The 20,098-nt window shown below is 44.0% G+C and carries 15 protein-coding genes and 4 tRNA genes; 4 read left to right on the top strand and 15 right to left on the bottom strand.

What is annotated here, in order from left to right:
• The first annotated feature begins 30 nt into the window (after window positions 1–30).
• Window positions 31–525 carry a sigma D regulator gene (rsd, locus tag ACOSVQ_RS17705; RefSeq protein ID WP_491983770.1) on the top strand — a complete coding sequence of 165 codons (495 nt, stop codon included), beginning with the start codon at window positions 31–33 and terminating at the stop codon, window positions 523–525.
• Between the two features lie 98 nt (window positions 526–623).
• Here the strand turns inward: rsd and rpoC are convergent, their stop codons facing one another.
• From rpoC to ACOSVQ_RS17640, 13 genes are all read right to left on the bottom strand, one after another.
• Window positions 624–4,826: a DNA-directed RNA polymerase subunit beta' gene (gene rpoC / locus ACOSVQ_RS17700; RefSeq protein WP_491983769.1), complete on the bottom strand. Its 4,203-nt coding sequence runs from the start codon at window positions 4,824–4,826 to the stop codon at window positions 624–626.
• Between the two features lie 87 nt (window positions 4,827–4,913).
• Window positions 4,914–8,942 carry a DNA-directed RNA polymerase subunit beta gene (gene rpoB / locus ACOSVQ_RS17695; RefSeq protein ID WP_491983768.1) on the bottom strand — a complete coding sequence of 1,343 codons (4,029 nt, stop codon included), beginning with the start codon at window positions 8,940–8,942 and terminating at the stop codon, window positions 4,914–4,916.
• Between the two features lie 231 nt (window positions 8,943–9,173).
• Window positions 9,174–9,539 (bottom strand): 50S ribosomal protein L7/L12, encoded by a 366-nt coding sequence (gene rplL, locus ACOSVQ_RS17690; protein ID WP_491983767.1) that lies wholly within the window; start codon window positions 9,537–9,539, stop codon window positions 9,174–9,176.
• Between the two features lie 59 nt (window positions 9,540–9,598).
• The gene (rplJ, locus tag ACOSVQ_RS17685) at window positions 9,599–10,087 is read right to left on the bottom strand and encodes a 50S ribosomal protein L10 (protein WP_102964694.1); all 489 of its coding nucleotides are present in this window, start codon (window positions 10,085–10,087) and stop codon (window positions 9,599–9,601) included.
• Window positions 10,088–10,369: 282 nt separating this feature from the next.
• Window positions 10,370–11,071 carry a 50S ribosomal protein L1 gene (gene rplA, locus ACOSVQ_RS17680; protein ID WP_491983766.1) on the bottom strand — a complete coding sequence of 234 codons (702 nt, stop codon included), beginning with the start codon at window positions 11,069–11,071 and terminating at the stop codon, window positions 10,370–10,372.
• A gap of 4 nt (window positions 11,072–11,075) precedes the next feature.
• Window positions 11,076–11,504, bottom strand: coding sequence for a 50S ribosomal protein L11 (rplK, locus tag ACOSVQ_RS17675; RefSeq protein ID WP_165312466.1), 429 nt, complete (start codon window positions 11,502–11,504; stop codon window positions 11,076–11,078).
• Between the two features lie 185 nt (window positions 11,505–11,689).
• Window positions 11,690–12,238: a transcription termination/antitermination protein NusG gene (gene nusG, locus ACOSVQ_RS17670; RefSeq protein ID WP_102943115.1), complete on the bottom strand. Its 549-nt coding sequence runs from the start codon at window positions 12,236–12,238 to the stop codon at window positions 11,690–11,692.
• 12 nt (window positions 12,239–12,250) lie between these two features.
• A complete protein-coding gene (secE, locus tag ACOSVQ_RS17665) occupies window positions 12,251–12,628 on the bottom strand; it encodes a preprotein translocase subunit SecE (RefSeq protein ID WP_491983765.1) in 378 nt (125 codons plus the stop codon).
• A gap of 238 nt (window positions 12,629–12,866) precedes the next feature.
• Window positions 12,867–14,051 (bottom strand): elongation factor Tu, encoded by a 1,185-nt coding sequence (tuf, locus tag ACOSVQ_RS17660; protein WP_491983764.1) that lies wholly within the window; start codon window positions 14,049–14,051, stop codon window positions 12,867–12,869.
• A gap of 104 nt (window positions 14,052–14,155) precedes the next feature.
• Window positions 14,156–14,231 (bottom strand) — tRNA-Thr (locus tag ACOSVQ_RS17655).
• Between the two features lie 14 nt (window positions 14,232–14,245).
• A tRNA-Gly gene (locus ACOSVQ_RS17650) sits at window positions 14,246–14,320 on the bottom strand.
• 34 nt (window positions 14,321–14,354) lie between these two features.
• Window positions 14,355–14,439: transfer RNA gene (locus ACOSVQ_RS17645), tRNA-Tyr, on the bottom strand.
• A 35-nt stretch (window positions 14,440–14,474) separates the two neighbouring features.
• Window positions 14,475–14,550 (bottom strand) — tRNA-Thr (locus tag ACOSVQ_RS17640).
• Window positions 14,551–14,758: 208 nt separating this feature from the next.
• Between ACOSVQ_RS17640 and coaA the strand changes: the two genes are divergently transcribed.
• On the top strand, window positions 14,759–15,682 hold the full coding sequence (gene coaA, locus ACOSVQ_RS17635; protein ID WP_491983763.1) for a type I pantothenate kinase: 924 nt from the start codon (window positions 14,759–14,761) through the stop codon (window positions 15,680–15,682).
• Between the two features lie 29 nt (window positions 15,683–15,711).
• Here the strand turns inward: coaA and birA are convergent, their stop codons facing one another.
• Both birA and murB read right to left on the bottom strand, forming a co-directional pair.
• Window positions 15,712–16,677, bottom strand: a complete 966-nt coding sequence (birA, locus tag ACOSVQ_RS17630) for a bifunctional biotin--[acetyl-CoA-carboxylase] ligase/biotin operon repressor BirA (RefSeq protein ID WP_491983762.1) — start codon at window positions 16,675–16,677, stop codon at window positions 15,712–15,714.
• Window positions 16,678–17,748 carry a UDP-N-acetylmuramate dehydrogenase gene (gene murB / locus ACOSVQ_RS17625; protein WP_491983821.1) on the bottom strand — a complete coding sequence of 357 codons (1,071 nt, stop codon included), beginning with the start codon at window positions 17,746–17,748 and terminating at the stop codon, window positions 16,678–16,680.
• Between the two features lie 49 nt (window positions 17,749–17,797).
• Between murB and ACOSVQ_RS17620 the strand changes: the two genes are divergently transcribed.
• Together ACOSVQ_RS17620 and pssA are read left to right on the top strand one after the other, a co-directional pair.
• The gene (locus tag ACOSVQ_RS17620) at window positions 17,798–18,232 is read left to right on the top strand and encodes a GNAT family N-acetyltransferase (protein WP_491983761.1); all 435 of its coding nucleotides are present in this window, start codon (window positions 17,798–17,800) and stop codon (window positions 18,230–18,232) included.
• Window positions 18,233–18,330: 98 nt separating this feature from the next.
• Window positions 18,331–19,671, top strand: a complete 1,341-nt coding sequence (pssA, locus tag ACOSVQ_RS17615; protein WP_491983760.1) for a CDP-diacylglycerol--serine O-phosphatidyltransferase — start codon at window positions 18,331–18,333, stop codon at window positions 19,669–19,671.
• Window positions 19,672–20,098: the final 427 nt, after the last annotated feature.

The following is a 20,098-nucleotide window of genomic DNA, read 5'->3' as shown; positions in this document are numbered from 1 at the left end:
TCTATCCTAAGATAGCTCGATCTTGAGGGCATGGTCATGCTAAAAAAATTCAAACAAACCCAAGAACAATGGGGCGGATCCAGTGACGTTATCGATCATTGGTTAGAGAAAAGACAGCATGTAGTTGTAGAATATTGCAAAATTGCTGCGCTTCAACCTTGTGCTGCTAAAGCCGCGGTTTCAGAACTCCCTTCACCTCAAGAGCTTCAATATTTTTGCCAAGATCTTGTCGACTATATCTCAGAAGGCCATTTTAAGGTCTACGATATGGTGATGAATAAGTGGCACTCTACAGGTTTTAAAGCAACAGATGAAATCAACCGTGCTTATGCGGAGATCATCTTAACTACAGATCCTCTTCTTAACTTCACCGATAAATATGCTGCTGTGGGTGACGAAGATGAACTGGAATCTTTTGATCATGATCTTTCTAAAGTTGGACAGATTTTGGAATCTCGTTTTGAGCTAGAAGATCACCTAATTCAACTCATCATTGATAGTCTGTCTATTCCACCAGGCGCGTAAGTTAGCCACTGTTTTTTAGATGCTTTATCGACTTTACTAAAAATTCGTCCCAATAAAAAAGGCACCTTTCGGTGCCTTTTTTCATATCGATAGTTCGATTACTCTTCTGAAGAGAAACCTGCGTTCAGTAGCGCAGCTAGGTTATCTGTAGCTTGCTCCGCTGAAGGACCTTCTTTCTGAGCTTCACGCTTAGATTGACGATCTTGGTGGTACGCAAAACCAGTACCAGCAGGGATCAAGCGACCAACGATAACGTTCTCTTTCAGACCACGTAGGTCATCACGCTTACCAGATACCGCAGCTTCAGTCAGTACGCGCGTCGTTTCTTGGAACGATGCCGCAGAGATGAACGATTCTGTCGCTAGAGACGCTTTCGTGATACCTAGAAGTTCACGTTCGAAACGTGCTGGCTCTTTGCCTTCTGCTTCTAGTGCACGGTTAGCAATCTTAACTTGTGAGTATTCAACTTGCTCACCAGGTAGGAACTCAGAGTCACCTGCGTGAGTAATTGTACACTTACGTAGCATCTGACGAACGATGGTTTCGATGTGCTTATCGTTAATCTTAACGCCTTGCAGACGGTAAACTTCCTGAACTTCGTTAGCGATGTAAGAAGTCACAGCGTGGATACCACGTAGACGTAGGATGTCATGTGGAGACTCTGGACCATCTGCGATCACGTCACCACGTTCGATACGCTCACCTTCAAACACGTTCAATTGACGATGCTTAGGAATCATCTCTTCGTAAACTTCACCGCTGTCGCGAGTGATAACTAGACGACGTTTACCCTTAGTCTCTTTGCCGAACGACACAGTACCTGTGTATTCAGCAAGGATTGCAGGCTCTTTCGGCTTACGAGCTTCAAATAGGTCAGCTACGCGAGGTAGACCACCCGTGATGTCTCGGTTACCGCCAGATTTCTGAGGAATACGAGCAAGAGTATCACCCACATTCACTTCAGCGCCATCTTCGATGTTCACGATAGCTTTACCAGGTAGGAAGTACTGAGCTGGCATATCTGTACCAGGGATCACTACATCGTTACCTTTCTCATCCACAAGTTTGATAGCTGGACGCATATCTTTACCTGCTGCTGGACGAGCTGCTGCATCAGTTACTTCGCTTGAAGATAGACCTGTTAGGTCATCTGTTTGACGAGAAACTGTTACGCCATCGATCATGTCTACGAACTGGATGCGACCTGCTACTTCAGTAATGATTGGTAGCGTGTGCGCTTCCCAGTTTGCCACTGTTTCACCAGCTTCAACTGCGTCGTTATCTGCTTTGCTTAGCAATGAACCGTAAGGAAGTTTGTGCTTCTCTTTGGTACGACCAAATTCGTCAATGATTGTTAGCTCAGAAGCACGAGAAGTGATTACAAGCTTGTTATCTTTGTTAATTACGAACTTAGCATTGTGTAGCTTAACAGAACCTGTGTTCTTAGCTTGGATGCTGTTCTCTGCTGCTGCCGTAGATGCCGCACCACCGATGTGGAACGTACGCATCGTTAGCTGTGTACCAGGTTCACCGATAGACTGAGCAGCGATTACACCTACTGCTTCACCTTGGTTCACTAGGTGACCACGAGCTAGGTCACGACCGTAACATAGTGCACAACAACCGAAGTCTGCGTCACACGTTACTACTGAACGTACTTTAATACGGTCAACAGAGTTGTCGTTTAGAACCTGACACCATTTCTCATCAAGAAGCGTGTTACGAGGAACTAGAACTTCTTCTGTACCTGGTTTCAGAATGTCTTCTGCAACCACACGACCAAGTGCAAGTTCAGTTAGCGGAACTTTAACGTCACCACCCTCGATGTGAGGCATCATGTCTACACCCTCGTGGGTGCCACAGTCGTGCTCATAAACTACTACGTCTTGAGCAACGTCTACTAGACGACGTGTTAGGTAACCAGAGTTCGCTGTCTTCAATGCTGTATCCGCAAGACCCTTACGAGCACCGTGCGTTGAGATAAAGTACTGAAGTACGTTTAGACCTTCTTTAAAGTTCGCAGTGATTGGCGTCTCGATGATTGAACCATCTGGACGAGCCATCAGACCACGCATACCCGCAAGCTGACGAATCTGAGCTGCAGAACCACGAGCACCTGAGTCAGCCATCATATAGATGCTGTTGAATGACTCTTGCTTCTCTTCCTTACCTTCACGGTTAATAACCGTTTCAGAAGAAAGGTTTTCCATCATCGCTTTCGCTACGCGATCGTTGGTAGATGCCCAAATATCGATCACTTTGTTGTAGCGTTCGCCCGCAGTTACAAGACCAGATTGGAACTGTTCTTGAATTTCGCGTACTTCTTCTTCTGCTTCTGCGATTTCAGTGTATTTCGCTGGCGGTACAACCATATCGTCGATACCAACAGATACACCAGAAAGTGCCGCGTAAGCAAAACCTGCGTACATGATTTGGTCAGCGAAGATTACTGTATCTTTCAGACCTAGCTTACGGTATGCCTCGTTAAGTAGGTTAGAGATTTGCTTCTTACCTAGCTTTTGGTTAACGATGCTGTAAGGAAGACCTGCAGGTACGATTTGCCACAACATTGCACGACCGACAGTAGTATCTACCATCTTAGTTTCTGTTGTGCTGTGACCATCTTCGTCAACAACTGTTTCTGTAATACGTACTTTAACGCGTGCGTGTAGCTCAGCGCTCTTAGTGCGGTATGCCTTCTCAGCCTCTTCTGGGCCAGCAAGGTACATGCCTTCACCTTTCGCGTTGATCTTCTCACGAGTCATGTAGTACAGACCCAATACAACGTCCTGAGAAGGAACGATGATCGGATCACCTGACGCTGGCGACAGAATGTTGTTTGTCGACATCATCAGAGTACGGGCTTCTAGCTGTGCTTCTAGAGTTAGAGGCACGTGTACCGCCATTTGGTCACCATCGAAGTCCGCGTTATACGCCGCACACACTAGTGGGTGTAGCTGAATCGCTTTACCTTCGATTAGTACAGGTTCAAATGCCTGGATACCTAGACGGTGAAGTGTTGGTGCACGGTTAAGTAGCACTGGGTGTTCACGGATAACTTCATCCAGGATATCCCATACAACAGCTTCTTCGCGCTCTACCATTTTCTTAGCAGCTTTGATTGTAGTCGCAAGACCACGAGTCTCTAGCTTGCTGTAGATGAATGGTTTGAATAGCTCAAGTGCCATCTTCTTAGGAAGACCACACTGGTGCAGACGAAGGTATGGACCTACTGTGATTACAGAACGGCCAGAGTAGTCTACACGTTTACCTAGAAGGTTCTGACGGAAACGACCTTGTTTACCCTTGATCATATCAGCAAGAGATTTCAGAGGACGCTTGTTCGAACCTGTGATCGCGCGACCGCGACGACCGTTGTCTAGAAGCGCATCAACAGACTCTTGTAGCATACGTTTTTCGTTGCGTACGATGATGTCCGGAGCAGCTAGCTCTAGAAGACGTTTCAAACGGTTGTTACGGTTAATAACACGACGGTATAGATCGTTCAGATCAGAAGTCGCAAAGCGACCGCCATCTAGTGGTACTAGAGGACGTAGATCTGGCGGAAGCACTGGAAGTACAGTCAGAATCATCCATTCAGGTTTGTTACCTGAACTTACGAATGCTTCAACTAGCTTCAAACGCTTCGTTACTTTCTTACGCTTAGTTTCTGAGTTAGTCGTATCTAGCTCTTCACGCATCTGTTCGATTTCTGCATGAAGGTCCATTGAGCTCAATAGATCTTTGATCGCTTCAGCACCCATCTTAGCGGAGAATTCATCACCCCACTCTTCTAGGCGGTCTAGGTACTCTTCCTCAGTCAGCATTTGACCTTTTTCAAGATCAGTCATGCCTGGTTCTGTTACTACGTACATTTCGAAGTAAAGAACGCGCTCGATATCACGTAACGGCATATCCATTAATAGACCGATACGAGATGGTAGAGATTTTAGGAACCAGATGTGAGCAACTGGAGATGCAAGCTCGATGTGGCCCATACGGTCACGACGAACTTTAGTCTGTGTAACTTCAACGCCACACTTCTCACAGATAACACCACGGTGTTTTAGACGCTTATATTTGCCACAAAGACATTCGTAGTCTTTTACTGGGCCAAAAATACGCGCACAAAACAGACCATCACGCTCAGGTTTGAACGTACGATAGTTAATCGTTTCAGGTTTTTTAACTTCACCAAAAGACCATGAACGGATCATGTCTGGTGAAGATAGACCGATTTTGATTGCATCAAATTCTTCGGTCTTATGCTGTGCTTTTAGAAAGTTTAATAAGTCTTTCACAATCAGCTCCTGTAAGGAGTTAAAAGCAGCCAGCCAAACGCCAGCTGCTTTCTACCAGATAATCACATTTCTCTAACGAGAAACGAATTACTCTTCGTCTTCTAGCTCGATGTTGATACCTAGCGAGCGAATCTCTTTCAACAATACGTTGAACGATTCTGGCATGCCAGGTTCCATGCTGTGGTTGCCATCTACGATGTTCTTATACATCTTAGTACGGCCGTTAACGTCATCCGACTTAACTGTTAGCATTTCTTGTAGCGTGTAAGCAGCACCGTATGCTTCTAGTGCCCATACTTCCATCTCACCGAAACGCTGACCACCGAACTGAGCTTTACCACCAAGTGGTTGCTGAGTAACAAGGCTGTAAGAACCCGTAGAACGAGCATGCATCTTGTCATCAACAAGGTGGTTCAGTTTCAGCATGTACATGTAACCAACAGTTACAGGACGCTCAAACGCATCACCTGTACGACCATCAAACAGTGTCAACTGACCAGACGTTGGAAGGTCTGCTAGTGACAATAGTTCTTTGATTGAAGCTTCGTTCGCGCCATCAAATACTGGTGTAGCAATCGGTAGACCGCCACGTAGGTTACCAGCCAGTACGCGTACTTCTTCATCGCTCATTGAAGCAATGTCGACGCTCTGACGAGTTTCACCAAGATCGTAAACCTTCTGTAGGAATTCGCGCAGCTTAGCAAGCTCTTGCTGTTCCTTAATCATCTGGTTGATCTTGTCACCAATACCTTTAGCTGCCAGACCTAAGTGAACTTCTAGGATCTGACCGATGTTCATACGTGAAGGTACACCCAGTGGGTTTAGTACGATATCTACTGGCTGACCAGTTTCATCGTATGGCATGTCTTCAACAGGGTTGATCTTAGAGATTACACCCTTGTTACCGTGACGACCCGCCATCTTATCACCCGGTTGGATGCGACGTTTCACCGCTAGGTAAACTTTAACGATCTTCAGTACGCCTGGTGCTAGATCATCACCTTGAGTGATCTTGCGACGCTTAGCTTCGAATTTCTTGTCGAAGTCAGCTTTCAGTTCGTCGTACTGTTCAGCCATTTGCTCTAGCTGAGTTTGTAGTTCGTCGTCTTCTAGCGTTTGTTCTAGCAATTGCTTACGGTCGATAGATTCAACTTTAGCTTGGCTGTAACCTGCTGTAAGTAGCAGAGAACGAACACGTGCAAACAGACCACCTTCAAGAATTTGGAACTCTTCAGTAAGGTCTTTCTTCGCTTCTTTCAGCTGCATTTGTTCGATTTCAAGTGCACGTTTGTCTTTCTCTACGCCATCGCGAGTGAAGACTTGTACATCGATAACCGTACCAGCAACAGAGTTAGGCACACGTAGTGAAGTATCTTTAACGTCAGAAGCTTTTTCACCGAAGATCGCACGTAGTAGCTTCTCTTCAGGCGTTAGCTGAGTTTCACCTTTAGGTGTTACTTTACCAACTAGGATGTCGCCACCCTTAACTTCTGCACCGATGTAAACGATACCTGACTCATCCAATTTAGATAGAGCAGCTTCACCTACGTTTGGAATATCCGCAGTGATCTCTTCAGCACCAAGCTTAGTATCACGAGCCACACAAGATAGTTCTTGAATGTGGATAGTCGTAAAGCGGTCTTCTTGAACAACACGCTCAGAAACTAAGATCGAGTCTTCGAAGTTGTAACCGTTCCAAGGCATGAATGCGATACGCATGTTCTGGCCAAGAGCTAGTTCACCAAGGTCAGTTGATGGACCATCAGCGATTACATCACCACGTGCTACTAGTTCACCCGGCATCACACATGGACGCTGGTTGATACATGTATTTTGGTTCGAACGTGTGTACTTAGTTAGGTTGTAGATATCGATACCAGCTTCGCCAGGTACCAACTCTTCTTCATTAACCTTAACAACGATACGAGATGCATCCACAGACTGAACAACACCACCACGTTTAGCAACCGCAGTTACACCTGAGTCAACCGCTACGTTACGTTCAATACCAGTACCAACTAGAGGCTTGTCTGCTCTTAGAGTTGGAACTGCCTGACGTTGCATGTTCGCACCCATCAATGCACGGTTCGCGTCATCGTGTTCTAGGAACGGGATAAGCGAAGCAGCGATAGATACTACTTGGTTTGTCGCAACGTCCATGTAGTCAACGTGTTCACGAGGGTGAAGACCAGATTCACCTTTTTGACGCGCTGTGATCAGTTCGTCAGCAAAAGTGCTCTCTTCAGTCAGTTTCGCGTTCGCCTGAGCGATAACGAATTGACCTTCCTCGATAGCTGATAGGTAATCAACTTCGTCAGTTACAACGCCATCTACTACACGACGGTATGGAGTCTCTAGGAAACCGTACTCGTTACAACGTGCAAACGCAGATAGAGAGTTGATAAGACCGATGTTTGGACCTTCAGGCGTTTCAATAGGACATAGACGACCGTAGTGAGTTACGTGTACGTCACGTACTTCGAAGCCAGCGCGTTCACGAGTCAAACCACCAGGACCCAATGCAGAAATACGACGCTTGTGCGTTACTTCTGAAAGCGGGTTGTTCTGGTCCATGAATTGTGAAAGCTGTGAAGAACCAAAGAATTCTTTAACAGCAGCAGAAATTGGTTTCGCGTTGATCAGATCTTGTGGCATCACGTTGTCTAGATCGCCTAGGCTTAGACGTTCTTTAACTGCGCGTTCAACACGTACAAGACCAACACGGAATTGGTTTTCTGCCATTTCGCCTACGCTACGGATACGACGGTTGCCAAGGTGGTCGATATCGTCCACTTCGCCAATACCGTTACGGATCGCGATAAGCTTCTTCATCACTTCGATGATATCTGTTTCATCAAGAGTGCCTTGCTCTCCGGCGTCTTCACGACCGATTGAGCTGTTGAACTTCATACGACCTACAGTTGATAGATCGTAGCGTTCTTCAGAGAAGAATAGGCTATTAAATAGCGTTTCAGCCGCTTCTTTCGTTGGCGGCTCGCCAGGGCGCATCATGCGGTAGATTTCTACAAGCGCAGAAATACGGTCAGTAGTGCTGTCAACACGGATAGTGTCAGACATGAATGGACCGTGGTCTAGATCGTTCGTAAATAGAACTTCTAGTTTCTTGTATCCCGCTTGAGATAGGTTCGCAAGAGCTTCTAGGCTAATTTCTTGGTTCGCAGCGATGATGATCTCGCCAGTCGCTTCATTGATGTAATCTTTAGAAGATACTTTACCAACTGTGTATTCAACTGGTACTTCAATGAAGTTAACGCCATCTTTTTCAAGTTGACGGATGTGTCGAGCAGTAACGCGACGACCTTTCTCTACATAGACCTTGCCATCAGCTTCAATGTCAAACGTAGCAGTTTCACCACGTAGACGCTCAGGCACCAACTCCATCATTAGAGTTTGGTCTTTCACTTCGAAGTTTACTTTTTCGAAGAAGATATTAAGGATCTCTTCAGTCGTCTTACCTAGTGCACGAAGAATGATCGATGCTGGTAGTTTACGACGACGGTCAATACGTACGTATAGGTTATCCTTTGGATCGAATTCGAAATCCAACCATGAACCACGGTAAGGAATGATACGTGCGTTATATAGAACTTTACCTGAAGAGTGGGTCTTACCCTTATCGCTGTCGAAGAATACGCCTGGGCTTCTGTGCAGCTGGGATACGATAACCCTCTCAGTACCATTAATTACAAAGGTACCATTATCTGTCATGAGTGGAATTTCACCCATGTAGACTTCTTGTTCTTTAATATCTTTGACAGTACCTGCTGGCGCGTCTTTATCAAAAATCACAAGGCGTAATTTTACGCGTAGTGGTTTTGAATAAGTTACACCACGGATTTGACATTCTTTAACGTCAAAAACTGGCTCACCAAGACGGTAGCTAACGTATTGCAGCTCTGAATTGCCGTTGTAGCTCTGAATTGGAAATACAGAACGAAAAGCAGCTTCAAGACCGTATTGTCCTTCAGGATCCTGTTCGATAAATTTATCGAACGAATCGAGCTGGATCGATAGCAGGTATGGAATGTCCAGTACTTGTGGACGAGTACCAAAGTCCTTACGGATGCGCTTTTTCTCGGTATAAGAGTAAACCATGGGGTTCCTCAGCTCGCTGATAAGTGACCCAAACTGTCCACCTAGAAGGTTTAGGACAGTGACTAAATCGCTGTTTACTGTAGTGACGGCTCATCAGTTCGACGACCGCTTTTTGCATGAATATGGGACGCTTAAACAGCGGGAAAATTCGCCCATACCCTACAGCGCAAAAAGGCCGGTGGTTATTAAACCACCAGCCATTAGCCTTGCGGCTAAGAAATTAAGTAATAATTACTTAACTTCAACAGTTGCACCAGCTTCTTCAAGCTCTTTCTTCAGTGCTTCAGCTTCTTCTTTAGAAACAGCTTCTTTAAGTGCAGCTGGAGCGCCGTCAACTAGAGCTTTAGCTTCTTTAAGACCTAGGCCAGTTGCGCCACGTACTGCTTTGATTACAGCAACTTTGTTCGCACCAGCAGCAGCTAGGATTACGTTGAATTCAGTTTGTTCTTCAACAGCAGCAGCAGCTGGACCACCAGCTACAACAGCAGCAGCAGCAGAAACACCGAATTTCTCTTCCATTGCAGTGATTAGTTCAACAACTTGCATTACAGACATTTCTGCAACTGCGTCTAGGATTTGCTCGTTAGTAATAGACATAACAATTCTCTTTTAAGTCAACAATAAGTTTATTTTGCAACCAGTAAAAAGCAAGGCAATTAAGCAGCTTCTTTTTGATCACGGATAGCAGCGATAGTACGTACCAATTTGCCAGCAGAAGCTTCTTTCATGCACATCATTAGGCGTGCGATTGCTTCGTCGTAAGTTGGTAGTGTCGCTAGTACTTCAACGTCAGTGATAGAACCTTCGTATGCAGCAGCTTTGATCTCGAATGCTTTGTTCTCTTTAGCGAAGTCTTTGAAAAGACGCGCTGCAGCACCTGGGTGCTCGTTAGAGAAGCCGATCAAAGTTGGACCTACGAATACGTCTTGTAGACATTCGTAAGCTGTGCCTTCTACAGCGCGACGTGCTAGTGTGTTACGAACAACTCTTAGGTAAACGCCCGCATCACGCGCTTGTTTACGTAGAGTAGTCATCGCAGCAACTTTTACACCACGAGAGTCAGCAACAACTGCAGAAAGTGCACCACTGGCCGCTTCGTTGACTTCAGCAACAATTGCTTGTTTGTCTTGAAGATTTAAAGCCATCTTGGATTACTCCTGGTTGTTATTACACCACTCACTATTGTCACAACAGTGAGAGATAATTAGGTGCAGTTCCAGAAGAAAGGTAACCCATTCTTTAAAATAAAAAATGAAATCTTTCTGTCAGGTTCGGGCACCATCTACGTAGGTTGTATTAAGTTATCAATTGATAACGCCTACGGTCTTGGACGGAGACTGAATACTGATTCAGAGAATCGGGCTTCAGCCCCAACCACAAATATTAGGCGCAAAATTATACACAAATTTTGCGCCTAAGCAAATGCATTATGCTTGAGCGTTCAGAGTATTCTGATCAACAGCAACACCAGCACCCATAGTAGTAGAGATGCTTACCTTCTTCACGAAAACGCCTTTCGCAGAAGATGGTTTTGCTTTCTTAAGCGCAACTAGTAGAGCTTCTAAGTTCTCTTGTAGTTGGTTAGCTTCGAAAGACACCTTACCGATAGTAGTGTGGATGATACCGTTCTTGTCGTTACGGTAACGAACCTGACCAGCTTTAGCGTTCTTAACCGCTTCAGCAACGTTAGGAGTTACAGTACCAACTTTAGGGTTTGGCATTAGACCACGTGGACCAAGGATAGTACCAAGTTGACCTACAACGCGCATTGCATCTGGAGATGCGATTACTACGTCAAAGTTCATCTCGCCTTTCTTAACTTGGTCAGCTAGATCGTCCATACCCACTAGGTCTGCGCCTGCAGCTTTAGCAGCTTCAGCGTTAGCACCTTGAGCGAATACAGCTACGCGAATATCACGACCAGTACCGTGAGGTAGTACAGTTGCACCACGTACGTTTTGGTCAGATTTACGAGCGTCGATACCTAGGTTAACAGCAACGTCAACAGATTCTACGAATTTTGCAGTTGCTAGTTCTTTAAGAAGAGCAACAGCTTCGTTGATTTCGTACTCTTTAGTTACATCCACTTTTGCGCGGATTGTACGCATACGCTTAGTTAGTTTTGCCATTATATTAACCCTCTACCACTAGGCCCATTGAACGAGCAGTACCAGCGATAGAACGCTTCATCGCTTCGATGTCAGCACCAGTCATATCAGCAGCTTTAGTTTGCGCGATTTCTTGGATTTGAGCGTCAGTGATAGTACCCACTTTTTCAGTGTTTGGACGACCAGAACCAGACTTGATACCAGCTGCTTTCTTAAGAAGAACTGCTGCAGGTGGAGTCTTAGTTTCGAACGTGAAAGAACGGTCGCTGTATACAGTGATAACAACTGGAGTAGGTAGACCTTTCTCCATAGATTCTGTACGTGCGTTGAACGCTTTACAGAATTCCATGATGTTCACACCACGTTGACCTAGAGCAGGACCAACTGGTGGACTTGGGTTAGCCATACCCGCTGCAACTTGCAGCTTGATATAAGCTTCAACTTTCTTAGCCATGATATTTCCTAAATTTTGGGTTCAAACGCTAATTAACAATCAGCTCCCCGAAGTAACAAAACCATTAGAGGTTTATTTAACCTAATTTCTAAATTACGAAAACCTAGAAAAGGTATAAAGACCTGTAAAAAGGCGCGAAATTATAGCTAGCATTCGCGCCTTAGACAAGCCTAAAAGGTGTTTTTTTAGTCAATCTTTTCAACTTGACCAAATTCAAGCTCAACTGGTGTCGCACGACCAAAGATCGATACAGACACTTTCAGGCGGCTCTTCTCGTAATCCACTTCTTCAACAGTACCGTTAAAGTCAGCAAATGGACCTTCGTTAACACGAACCACTTCACCCGCTTCGAACATAGTCTTAGGACGTGGAGCTTCGCTCGCTTTCTCTAGACGATTCAGAATAGCGTCAGCTTCTTTATCAGTGATTGGCGCTGGACGATCAGATGTACCACCAATGAAGCCCATTACACGAGGGACGCTACGTACTAAGTGCCAAGATTCATCATTCATGATCATTTGCACAAGCACGTAACCAGGGAAGAATTTACGTTCACTCTTACGGCGTTGACCCGCGCGCATCTCAACAACTTCTTCAGTTGGGACAAGCACTTCACCGAATAGATCTTCCATGCTGTGCATCTTGATATGTTCGCGTAGAGATTGTGCTACACGACCTTCAAAGCCAGAGAAGGCTTGAACTACATACCAGCGTTTTTTTGGAGCTTCACTCATGTATTAAACCCTCTATACCCCAGTAGCATAGGCCACTAGACGAACCATGATTCCGTCAATGCCCCAAAGCACTAGAGCCATTACAATACTTACCGCTAACACAATTAGTGTTGTTTGCATCGTTTCTTGGCGTGTAGGCCAAACCACTTTACGAACTTCCATTCGAGATTCACGAGCAAAACTAATTGCGTCTTTGCCTTTTGATGTTGTTGCAGCAACACCTAACGCAGCAGCAATTAACACAATTACACCTGCAGCACGAATTACTACAGACAATTCACCATACAGGTAATTACCCACAACAGCGGCAGCTAGCAGAGCAAAAGTGACAATCCACTTCAATGTATCTGCTGCGTTTGAGCTATCAGGAGCTTCAGCATTTGCTTTCATAAACCAACCTGTCACACAAGTCTTACTATAGACGACAACAACCCCGCTGCTGCAGGGCAAATCCATAACATCAAGGAAAAAACCTCGATGCACTCTCTTTTTTATTTGTTAAAGAGCTAAATTCTTTAACAAATAGTCCTGTTTTCACACTTGCTTGTATAAAAAACTAGCTAATGCTTAATACAGCGCATAAAAAAGGCATCAAATGATGCCCTTTTTAGTAGTGTCACGTCAAATCTTATTCAAAGATTTTAGCTACAACACCAGCACCAACTGTACGGCCACCTTCGCGGATCGCGAAACGTAGACCTTCATCCATTGCGATTGGAGCGATTAGCTCTACAGTCATTTGGATGTTGTCGCCTGGCATTACCATTTCTACGCCTTCTGGTAGAGAGATATCACCAGTTACGTCAGTTGTACGGAAGTAGAACTGTGGACGGTAGCCTTTGAAGAACGGAGTATGACGGCCGCCTTCATCTTTAGAAAGTACGTATACTTCTGATTCGAACTTAGTGTGTGGAGTGATTGAACCAGGCTTAGCTAGTACTTGGCCACGTTCAACGTCATCACGCTTAGTACCACGTAGTAGTGCACCAACGTTCTCACCCGCACGACCTTCGTCTAGAAGCTTACGGAACATTTCTACACCAGTACATGTAGTTGTTGTAGTGTCGTGGATACCAACGATTGCTACTTCATCACCTACACGTAGGATACCGCGCTCGATACGGCCAGTTACTACTGTACCACGACCTTGGATTGAGAATACGTCTTCGATTGGCATTAGGAACGGCATATCTACTGCACGCTCTGGCTCTGGAATGTACTCGTCTAGTGCTTTAGCAAGCTCTAGAATCTTCTCTTCCCACTGTGCTTCGCCGTTTAGCGCGCCTAGTGCTGAACCTTGGATAACTGGTAGGTCATCACCTGGGAAATCGTACTCAGATAGAAGTTCACGAACTTCCATTTCTACTAGTTCTAGTAGCTCTTCATCGTCAACCATGTCACATTTGTTCATGAATACGATGATGTAAGGGATACCAACCTGACGGCCTAGTAGGATGTGCTCACGAGTTTGTGGCATTGGACCATCTGTTGCAGCAACAACTAGGATACCACCGTCCATTTGCGCAGCACCAGTGATCATGTTTTTAACATAGTCAGCGTGTCCTGGGCAGTCTACGTGTGCGTAGTGACGAGCTGGTGTATCGTACTCTACGTGTGAAGTAGAGATTGTGATACCACGCTCACGCTCTTCTGGAGCGTTATCGATAGATGCGAAGTCACGAGCTGCACCACCGTAGTGTTTAGACAGAGTAGTACAGATAGCTGCTGTTAGAGTTGTTTTACCGTGGTCAACGTGGCCGATAGTACCAACGTTTACGTGCGGTTTCGTACGTTCAAATTTTTCTTTAGACATGAGTTGTCCCTCTAGGTACGGATTTAAGTGGCTTTATAAATGACCACGCAACCAAAAATTTGGTAGTAAAAAGTATATATCAAAAGGAAAAGTTTGCTTAGAGCTGGTGCTGATAGGCAGAATCGAACTGCCGACCTCATCCTTACCAAGGATGCGCTCTACCATCTGAGCTATATCAGCACTCTTAAATGGAGTGGAGCGGGCAGCGGGAATCGAACCCGCATCATCAGCTTGGAAGGCTGAGGTAATAGCCATTATACGATGCCCGCAACACGTAACTCTGAGAGCTATTTCCTAATAATATGGTGGAGGGGGACGGATTCGAACCATCGAAGGCGGAGCCGGCAGATTTACAGTCTGCTCCCTTTGGCCACTCGGGAACCCCTCCAAATTTTTACGCCACTTCTCTCATAAAGGAGAAAATGGTGCCGACTACCGGAATCGAACTGGTGACCTACTGATTACAAGTCAGTTGCTCTACCTACTGAGCTAAGTCGGCATAAGTGGTGCGCATTCTAGTGAATGATTTATTTGCTTGCAATACTTATGAGCAAAAAAATGCGAAATTTAGCGTACTTTTGTTTATTCGATGATTTTTCAAGCGAATTTATGCCTAAACACTAAATATTCCATCTTTCCCATTTGCATTGTCGCTACCATATTGTATGTTCGCTGGTCTTACTCTAATTTCGATAATTGAGCATGTTATGACCCCATATTTATCTTTCGATCGCCAGCAATGGTCTGAGCTTCGTAACTCAGTACCAATGATGTTGTCTGAAAGTGATCTGCAAGAGTTGCAAGGTATCAATGAGAATCTGACGATAAAAGAGGCAGTGGAAATATATCTTCCTCTAGCTCGTCTTCTCAACCTGTATGTAGCAGCAAGACAGAGTCGTAATAGCGTGCTCAATCAATTCCTTGGTAATAAGGAAAGCGCCCCACCTTTTATTATTGGCATAGCTGGAAGTGTCGCAGTCGGCAAAAGTACCACCGCTCGTTTATTAAGAGCTTTGCTTTCTCGTTTTGAAAATCACTCAAAGGTTGAACTCGTCACTACTGACGGCTTTCTTCATCCAAACAAAGTGTTGGACGAAAGAGGCATCATGCATAAAAAAGGGTTCCCTGAATCCTATGATATGCGAAGTCTTGTTCAGTTTGTTTCAGATGTTAAGGCTGGTATGCCAAACGTGGAAGCTCCGGTATATTCACATCTCACCTATGACATTACAGAGCAGAAAAAAGTCGTCGATCGTCCAGATGTTTTAATCATTGAAGGTTTAAACGTATTACAAAGTGGTATGGATTATCCTCATGACCCACATCGTGTATTTATTTCCGATTTTCTCGACTTTTCTATTTACGTCGATGCCGATAGTCAGATGATCGAAAAGTGGTATGTAGAACGATTTATGAAGTTCAGAGACAGTGCATTCAAAGAACCGGGGTCTTATTTCAGTCATTACACTTCTTTAACTGAAGAACAAGCTATAGCTAAAGCACAACAAATTTGGCACTCAATTAACGGCAAGAACCTTCAAGGTAATATCCTACCCACTAAAGAACGTGCGCAACTTATATTGCGAAAAGGGCTTAATCATACTGTCGAAGAGATATTGCTTCGTAAATAGGTACAAAAAAGAGGCTTAACGCCTCTTTTTTATTGCTCATTCTTTCTCAATGAAATTTCCCCACCGATAAAGCTCTTTAGCCCTTCATCTGTCTCCAGTAAGACGCCACCTTGCGCATCTATACCACGTTCGATACCAGTAACCTCATTCGCGCCCATAATCAGTTTAACTTTACGCCCTATGAAGTTATCTAAGCGGTTCCAACGCTCAACGAAATTTTGCATGCCGTGTAACTCGTAGTGTTTTAATGCTGCATCAAGAGTATTGATAAACTCTGCGGCCAACACATTCCGATCAATATGATCCGTACCGATCACTTCGGACAAGCTTGCCCATGGCTGATCGATTGCAGAGTCTCTGTCTTGCATAGCTAAGTTCATGCCCATTCCAATAACTAAATGCGCTGCACCACCCGCCTGACCTGACATTTCAACCAATATGCCAGCAAGTTTTCTATCTTGATAATAGAGATCATTTGGCCACTTCAGTTTTACGCCATCCAATCCCATTTTCTCAAGTGCTTCTACCATAGCAACACCAACCACAAGGCTAAGTCCCATAGCAGCAGCCATTCCCGCATCTAAACGCCAGTACATTGATAGATACAAGTTGGCACCAAATGGCGACACCCAATGACGCCCACGCCGGCCTCGACCACTCTCTTGATATTCAGCAATACAAACTGTTCCAGATTTTAAGCTTGTGGTGTTCTCAATTAAATATTGGTTTGTCGAACCAATGACAGGATGAAGCTCCACAGGATTACTTACTTTGGACTGAATCAAAGCTTCATCCAACATAATTAGTGGTTGCGAAAGCTGATAACCTTTTCCTTGAACTCGAAAAATATCAACGCCCCACTCCTGAATACCTTTTATATGTTTACTAATCGCAGCGCGAGACATACCAAGCTCTTCGCCTAGAGATTCTCCCGAGTGAAACGAACCATCAGATAACTTGCTCAGCAGCTTTAACTTTACGTCTGGATTTTTCACTCACGCCTCTCCAATCAAACAACTCAAATAGGTTTCTTTATCCCGCCCCATGAAGCGAACTTCATGTTCAAGTAACACGCCGTAGGTTTCTAAGACCTTGTTACGAACGATAGCTGCCAATTCAACGACATCTTGTGCCGTTGCGTTGGACCTATTAATCAAAACAAGTGCTTGGTTAGGGTGCACCTGAGCTCCACCGTGAATCATCCCTTTGAGACCAGCATGTTCAATCAACCAACCAGCAGCTAACTTCATACCTTCATCAACAGGATAGGCAACAATATCGGGAAAGAAAGACTTCAGCATTTCAAAATGCTGTTCAATCACTACTGGATTTTTGAAGAAGCTTCCCGCATTACCGGTATCGATAGGATTGGGTAATTTGTCACTGCGAACCTGACATACTCGCTCAAAAACCTGTTGTGAAGTGCAGCTGTCTCCCAACTCTTTCAACGGACCATAATTAATGTTTGGCTTCCAGTCCTTAACAAGTTTTAAACCAACGGCAACAACAATCGCTTTGTTATATAACTCGTTTTTGAAAATAGAATTTCGGTAAGCAAAATCACATTCGTCTTTTGTTAGTCGTTTAACTTCCAGTGTATCAAGACAAAGATAATCTACGTAATCGCAGACATCTTGGAACTCTAATCCGTAGGCTCCGATATTTTGTATCGGTGCAGAACCTGCACATCCTGGAATTAGCGCCAAGTTTTCAAGACCAGATATGTTTTGGTCAATACTCCAAGCCACCAGTTCAGGCCAATCTTCCCCACCTTCAACATGCAAATAATGGTAAGTGTCATCTTCAGAATGCTTGATACCTAGCATTCGGTTCACCATTACGAGACCTTTATAAGCTTCGGTGAAGAGCATATTACTTCCTTTACCTAACATTAATTTAGGCAGGCTTTTCAGTTCTTCACTGCGATATACTTCTCTAAGATCGTCAACAGTCTTAATGAGTGTCAGGGTATGACATTCCTCTTCAATACCAAAGGTGTGGTAAGGCGCCAAATTTACATTATGTTGTAATTGCAAAGGGTTATGTAATTGCATGAGACTCTTCAGATAAACTAAACTTCGGACATTCTACAACAGATGCCACGATAAGACACAAATGCCTTCGCTCAAGTTTGAACACTTAGATCCAATAAAGCTTCCTCTGCTAAAAAGATTTTATAAACAGCATTATCCAAGTTCGAAACCAAAAAGCGATGAGTTGTCGATCGCGGCATATGATGATTTATCTATGGTTGCTGTTGTAAGGTTTCGCCCTGTAGCACAATACAGATTGTTAACTGGGATGGCAGTCTGTGAGACTAGAAGAGGTAAAGGGATCGGCTCTCAGTTACTTCACTATTGCGAAAACGAGATTATGGCGAAAAATGATTTTTGTTTTTCTTATGCCCATCTGCAAAACTTCTATGAACAAGTAAACTTCAGAAAGATCGATGTCGAAAACTTGCCAAGTGAACTTAGAACCTTATTTCTTCGTTACAGTCAAAGCGGTAAAGATCTCATTCCAATGCAATTTTTTACCGTACAAGAGTAAGACAAAGCAGCTTTTCTAGCCTTTTGTTTCACTAGTTTGGTATTATTCGTTGTTCGCACATTTGCACATTTGCACATAAGTAAGGTAAAGCATCCAAAATGATTGCTCGTAGAAACCCATTCGACCAGCTGCCGACTATTGCGCAAGATCCGAATAAGTTTGCCATTCTCTTCTCTGCTAAGGAGTTTCGAACTCATCTTATTGAGTCAATTCGTCAGGCAAGTAAGCGTATTTACCTTGTTGCCCTCTACCTAGAAGACGATGAAGCTGGACGCGAAATTCTAACTGAGCTTTTTGAAGCTAAACAACGTAACCCTGGTTTAGACATTAATATTTGTGTCGATTGGCACCGAGCGCAGCGCGGGCTCATTGGCAAAGCAGCCTCTGAAGGTAATGCTGCAATATACCGCAAGTTTAACCAGGAGTATCAACATACAATTCCGACTTATGGAATCCCTGTTCGTGGGCGCGAAGTATTTGGTGTATTACACCTTAAAGGCTTTGTGATTGATGATACCGTTATTTACAGCGGTGCTAGCTTAAACAACGTTTATCTTCACTATAAAGAGCGTTATCGCTTTGACCGTTATCATTCGATTGAGAATGCAGCTTTAGCTGACAGTATGGTTAAATTTGTTCAAGATGAGATGCTCGCTCACCCAGCAGTTAATGATCTTAGTGCTCAAGACAAACCTGATACTAAAGAGATCAAAACAGATATTCGTCAGTTTAGAGCTTCTTTGGCTCAAGCAAACTACATATTTGATGCTGATACGGTTTCGCAAGATAAAGTTGGGATTACTCCTCTTGTCGGTTTAGGTAAACGTCGAAATAGACTCAACCAATATATCGTGCAGCTGATAGCGCAAGCTAAAGACGAAGTCTTCATTTGCACGCCGTATTTTAACTTCCCAAGAAGTATTGCTAAAGAAGTTAAAAAGGCTCTTAAGCGTGGCGTTAAAGTTCACATCATCATTGGCGATAAAACAGCAAACGACTTTTATATTTCACCAGAAGAAGAATTCAAAACGATAGGCGGCTTACCTTATCTTTATGAGATTAATTTACGTCGCTTCGCTAAAGCGAACGAAGCGAACATTGCTAGCCGTAATCTATCCATTCATTTATGGAAACATGATGACAACAGCTTCCACTTAAAAGGGATATGGGTCGATAAACGTTATATGTTGCTAACAGGTAATAACTTGAACCCTAGAGCATGGAAACTCGATTTAGAGAACGCTCTGCTGGTTAAGGATGATTACCATCTATTAACCGAACAATTTGAGAAAGAGATACAGAATATTCTTCAGCATACTCATTTAGTTTGTACGTACAGACAAATTGAGAAACTCGAAGACTATCCAGAAACAGTACAACGCTTGGTTAGAAAAATAACCCGAGTGAAAGCGGATAGAGTATTAAAACAAATACTATAAAACCAAACTAGAAAGCCGACATTCTGATGTCGGTTTTTTTATGTCGAAAATTCTCTCATTAGTAAAACACTCTTAATTGAAAAGCATTTCCACAAACCAGCCACATACGTGTTCTGAAGGGCTATATGGCTCTGCCAGCAATTTATCTTCACAGATAGTGTTCTTTGAAACGTAGATGCAATTCAGATAAGTATTCCTTTAAAAGGCTTAATACGGAGAGCGTTGAACACTATTTACATCAATAATACATGAGATTCTTGCCTAACATGTCCTGAAAATAAAGTCATTCCATTGCAGCGGCAATATTGCCATAAAAGTGCGAACTAAATGGGGTGGTGTGCTAGAAGGAGCAGACTGTTTACTTCAGAACAAACAATCGGAGCAGGTATTACGACGCTCAGTCATTGTGTACTTTTCTTTAGACGTG

The organism is Vibrio sp. HM8-C (genome assembly GCF_058630515.1).
The sequence above is the reverse complement of the archived record's forward strand: the minus strand, read 5'-3'. Positions and strand labels throughout refer to the sequence as shown.

Bases quoted from the DNA above. Each gene is read 5' to 3' on its own strand.
- rpoB (WP_491983768.1), bottom strand. From the start codon at position 8,942: ATGGTTTACTCTTATACCGAGAAAAAGCGCATCCGTAAGGACTTTGGT.
- pssA (WP_491983760.1), top strand. From the start codon at position 18,331: ATGATTGCTCGTAGAAACCCATTCGACCAGCTGCCGACTATTGCGCAA.
- rplK (WP_165312466.1), bottom strand. From the start codon at position 11,504: ATGGCTAAGAAAGTTGAAGCTTATATCAAGCTGCAAGTTGCAGCGGGT.
- coaA (WP_491983763.1), top strand. From the start codon at position 14,759: ATGACCCCATATTTATCTTTCGATCGCCAGCAATGGTCTGAGCTTCGT.
- rplL (WP_491983767.1), bottom strand. From the start codon at position 9,539: ATGTCTATTACTAACGAGCAAATCCTAGACGCAGTTGCAGAAATGTCT.
- secE (WP_491983765.1), bottom strand. From the start codon at position 12,628: ATGAAAGCAAATGCTGAAGCTCCTGATAGCTCAAACGCAGCAGATACA.
- rsd (WP_491983770.1), top strand. From the start codon at position 31: ATGGTCATGCTAAAAAAATTCAAACAAACCCAAGAACAATGGGGCGGA.
- tuf (WP_491983764.1), bottom strand. From the start codon at position 14,051: ATGTCTAAAGAAAAATTTGAACGTACGAAACCGCACGTAAACGTTGGT.
- nusG (WP_102943115.1), bottom strand. From the start codon at position 12,238: ATGAGTGAAGCTCCAAAAAAACGCTGGTATGTAGTTCAAGCCTTCTCT.
- ACOSVQ_RS17620 (WP_491983761.1), top strand. From the start codon at position 17,798: ATGCCTTCGCTCAAGTTTGAACACTTAGATCCAATAAAGCTTCCTCTG.
- rplJ (WP_102964694.1), bottom strand. From the start codon at position 10,087: ATGGCTTTAAATCTTCAAGACAAACAAGCAATTGTTGCTGAAGTCAAC.
- rplA (WP_491983766.1), bottom strand. From the start codon at position 11,071: ATGGCAAAACTAACTAAGCGTATGCGTACAATCCGCGCAAAAGTGGAT.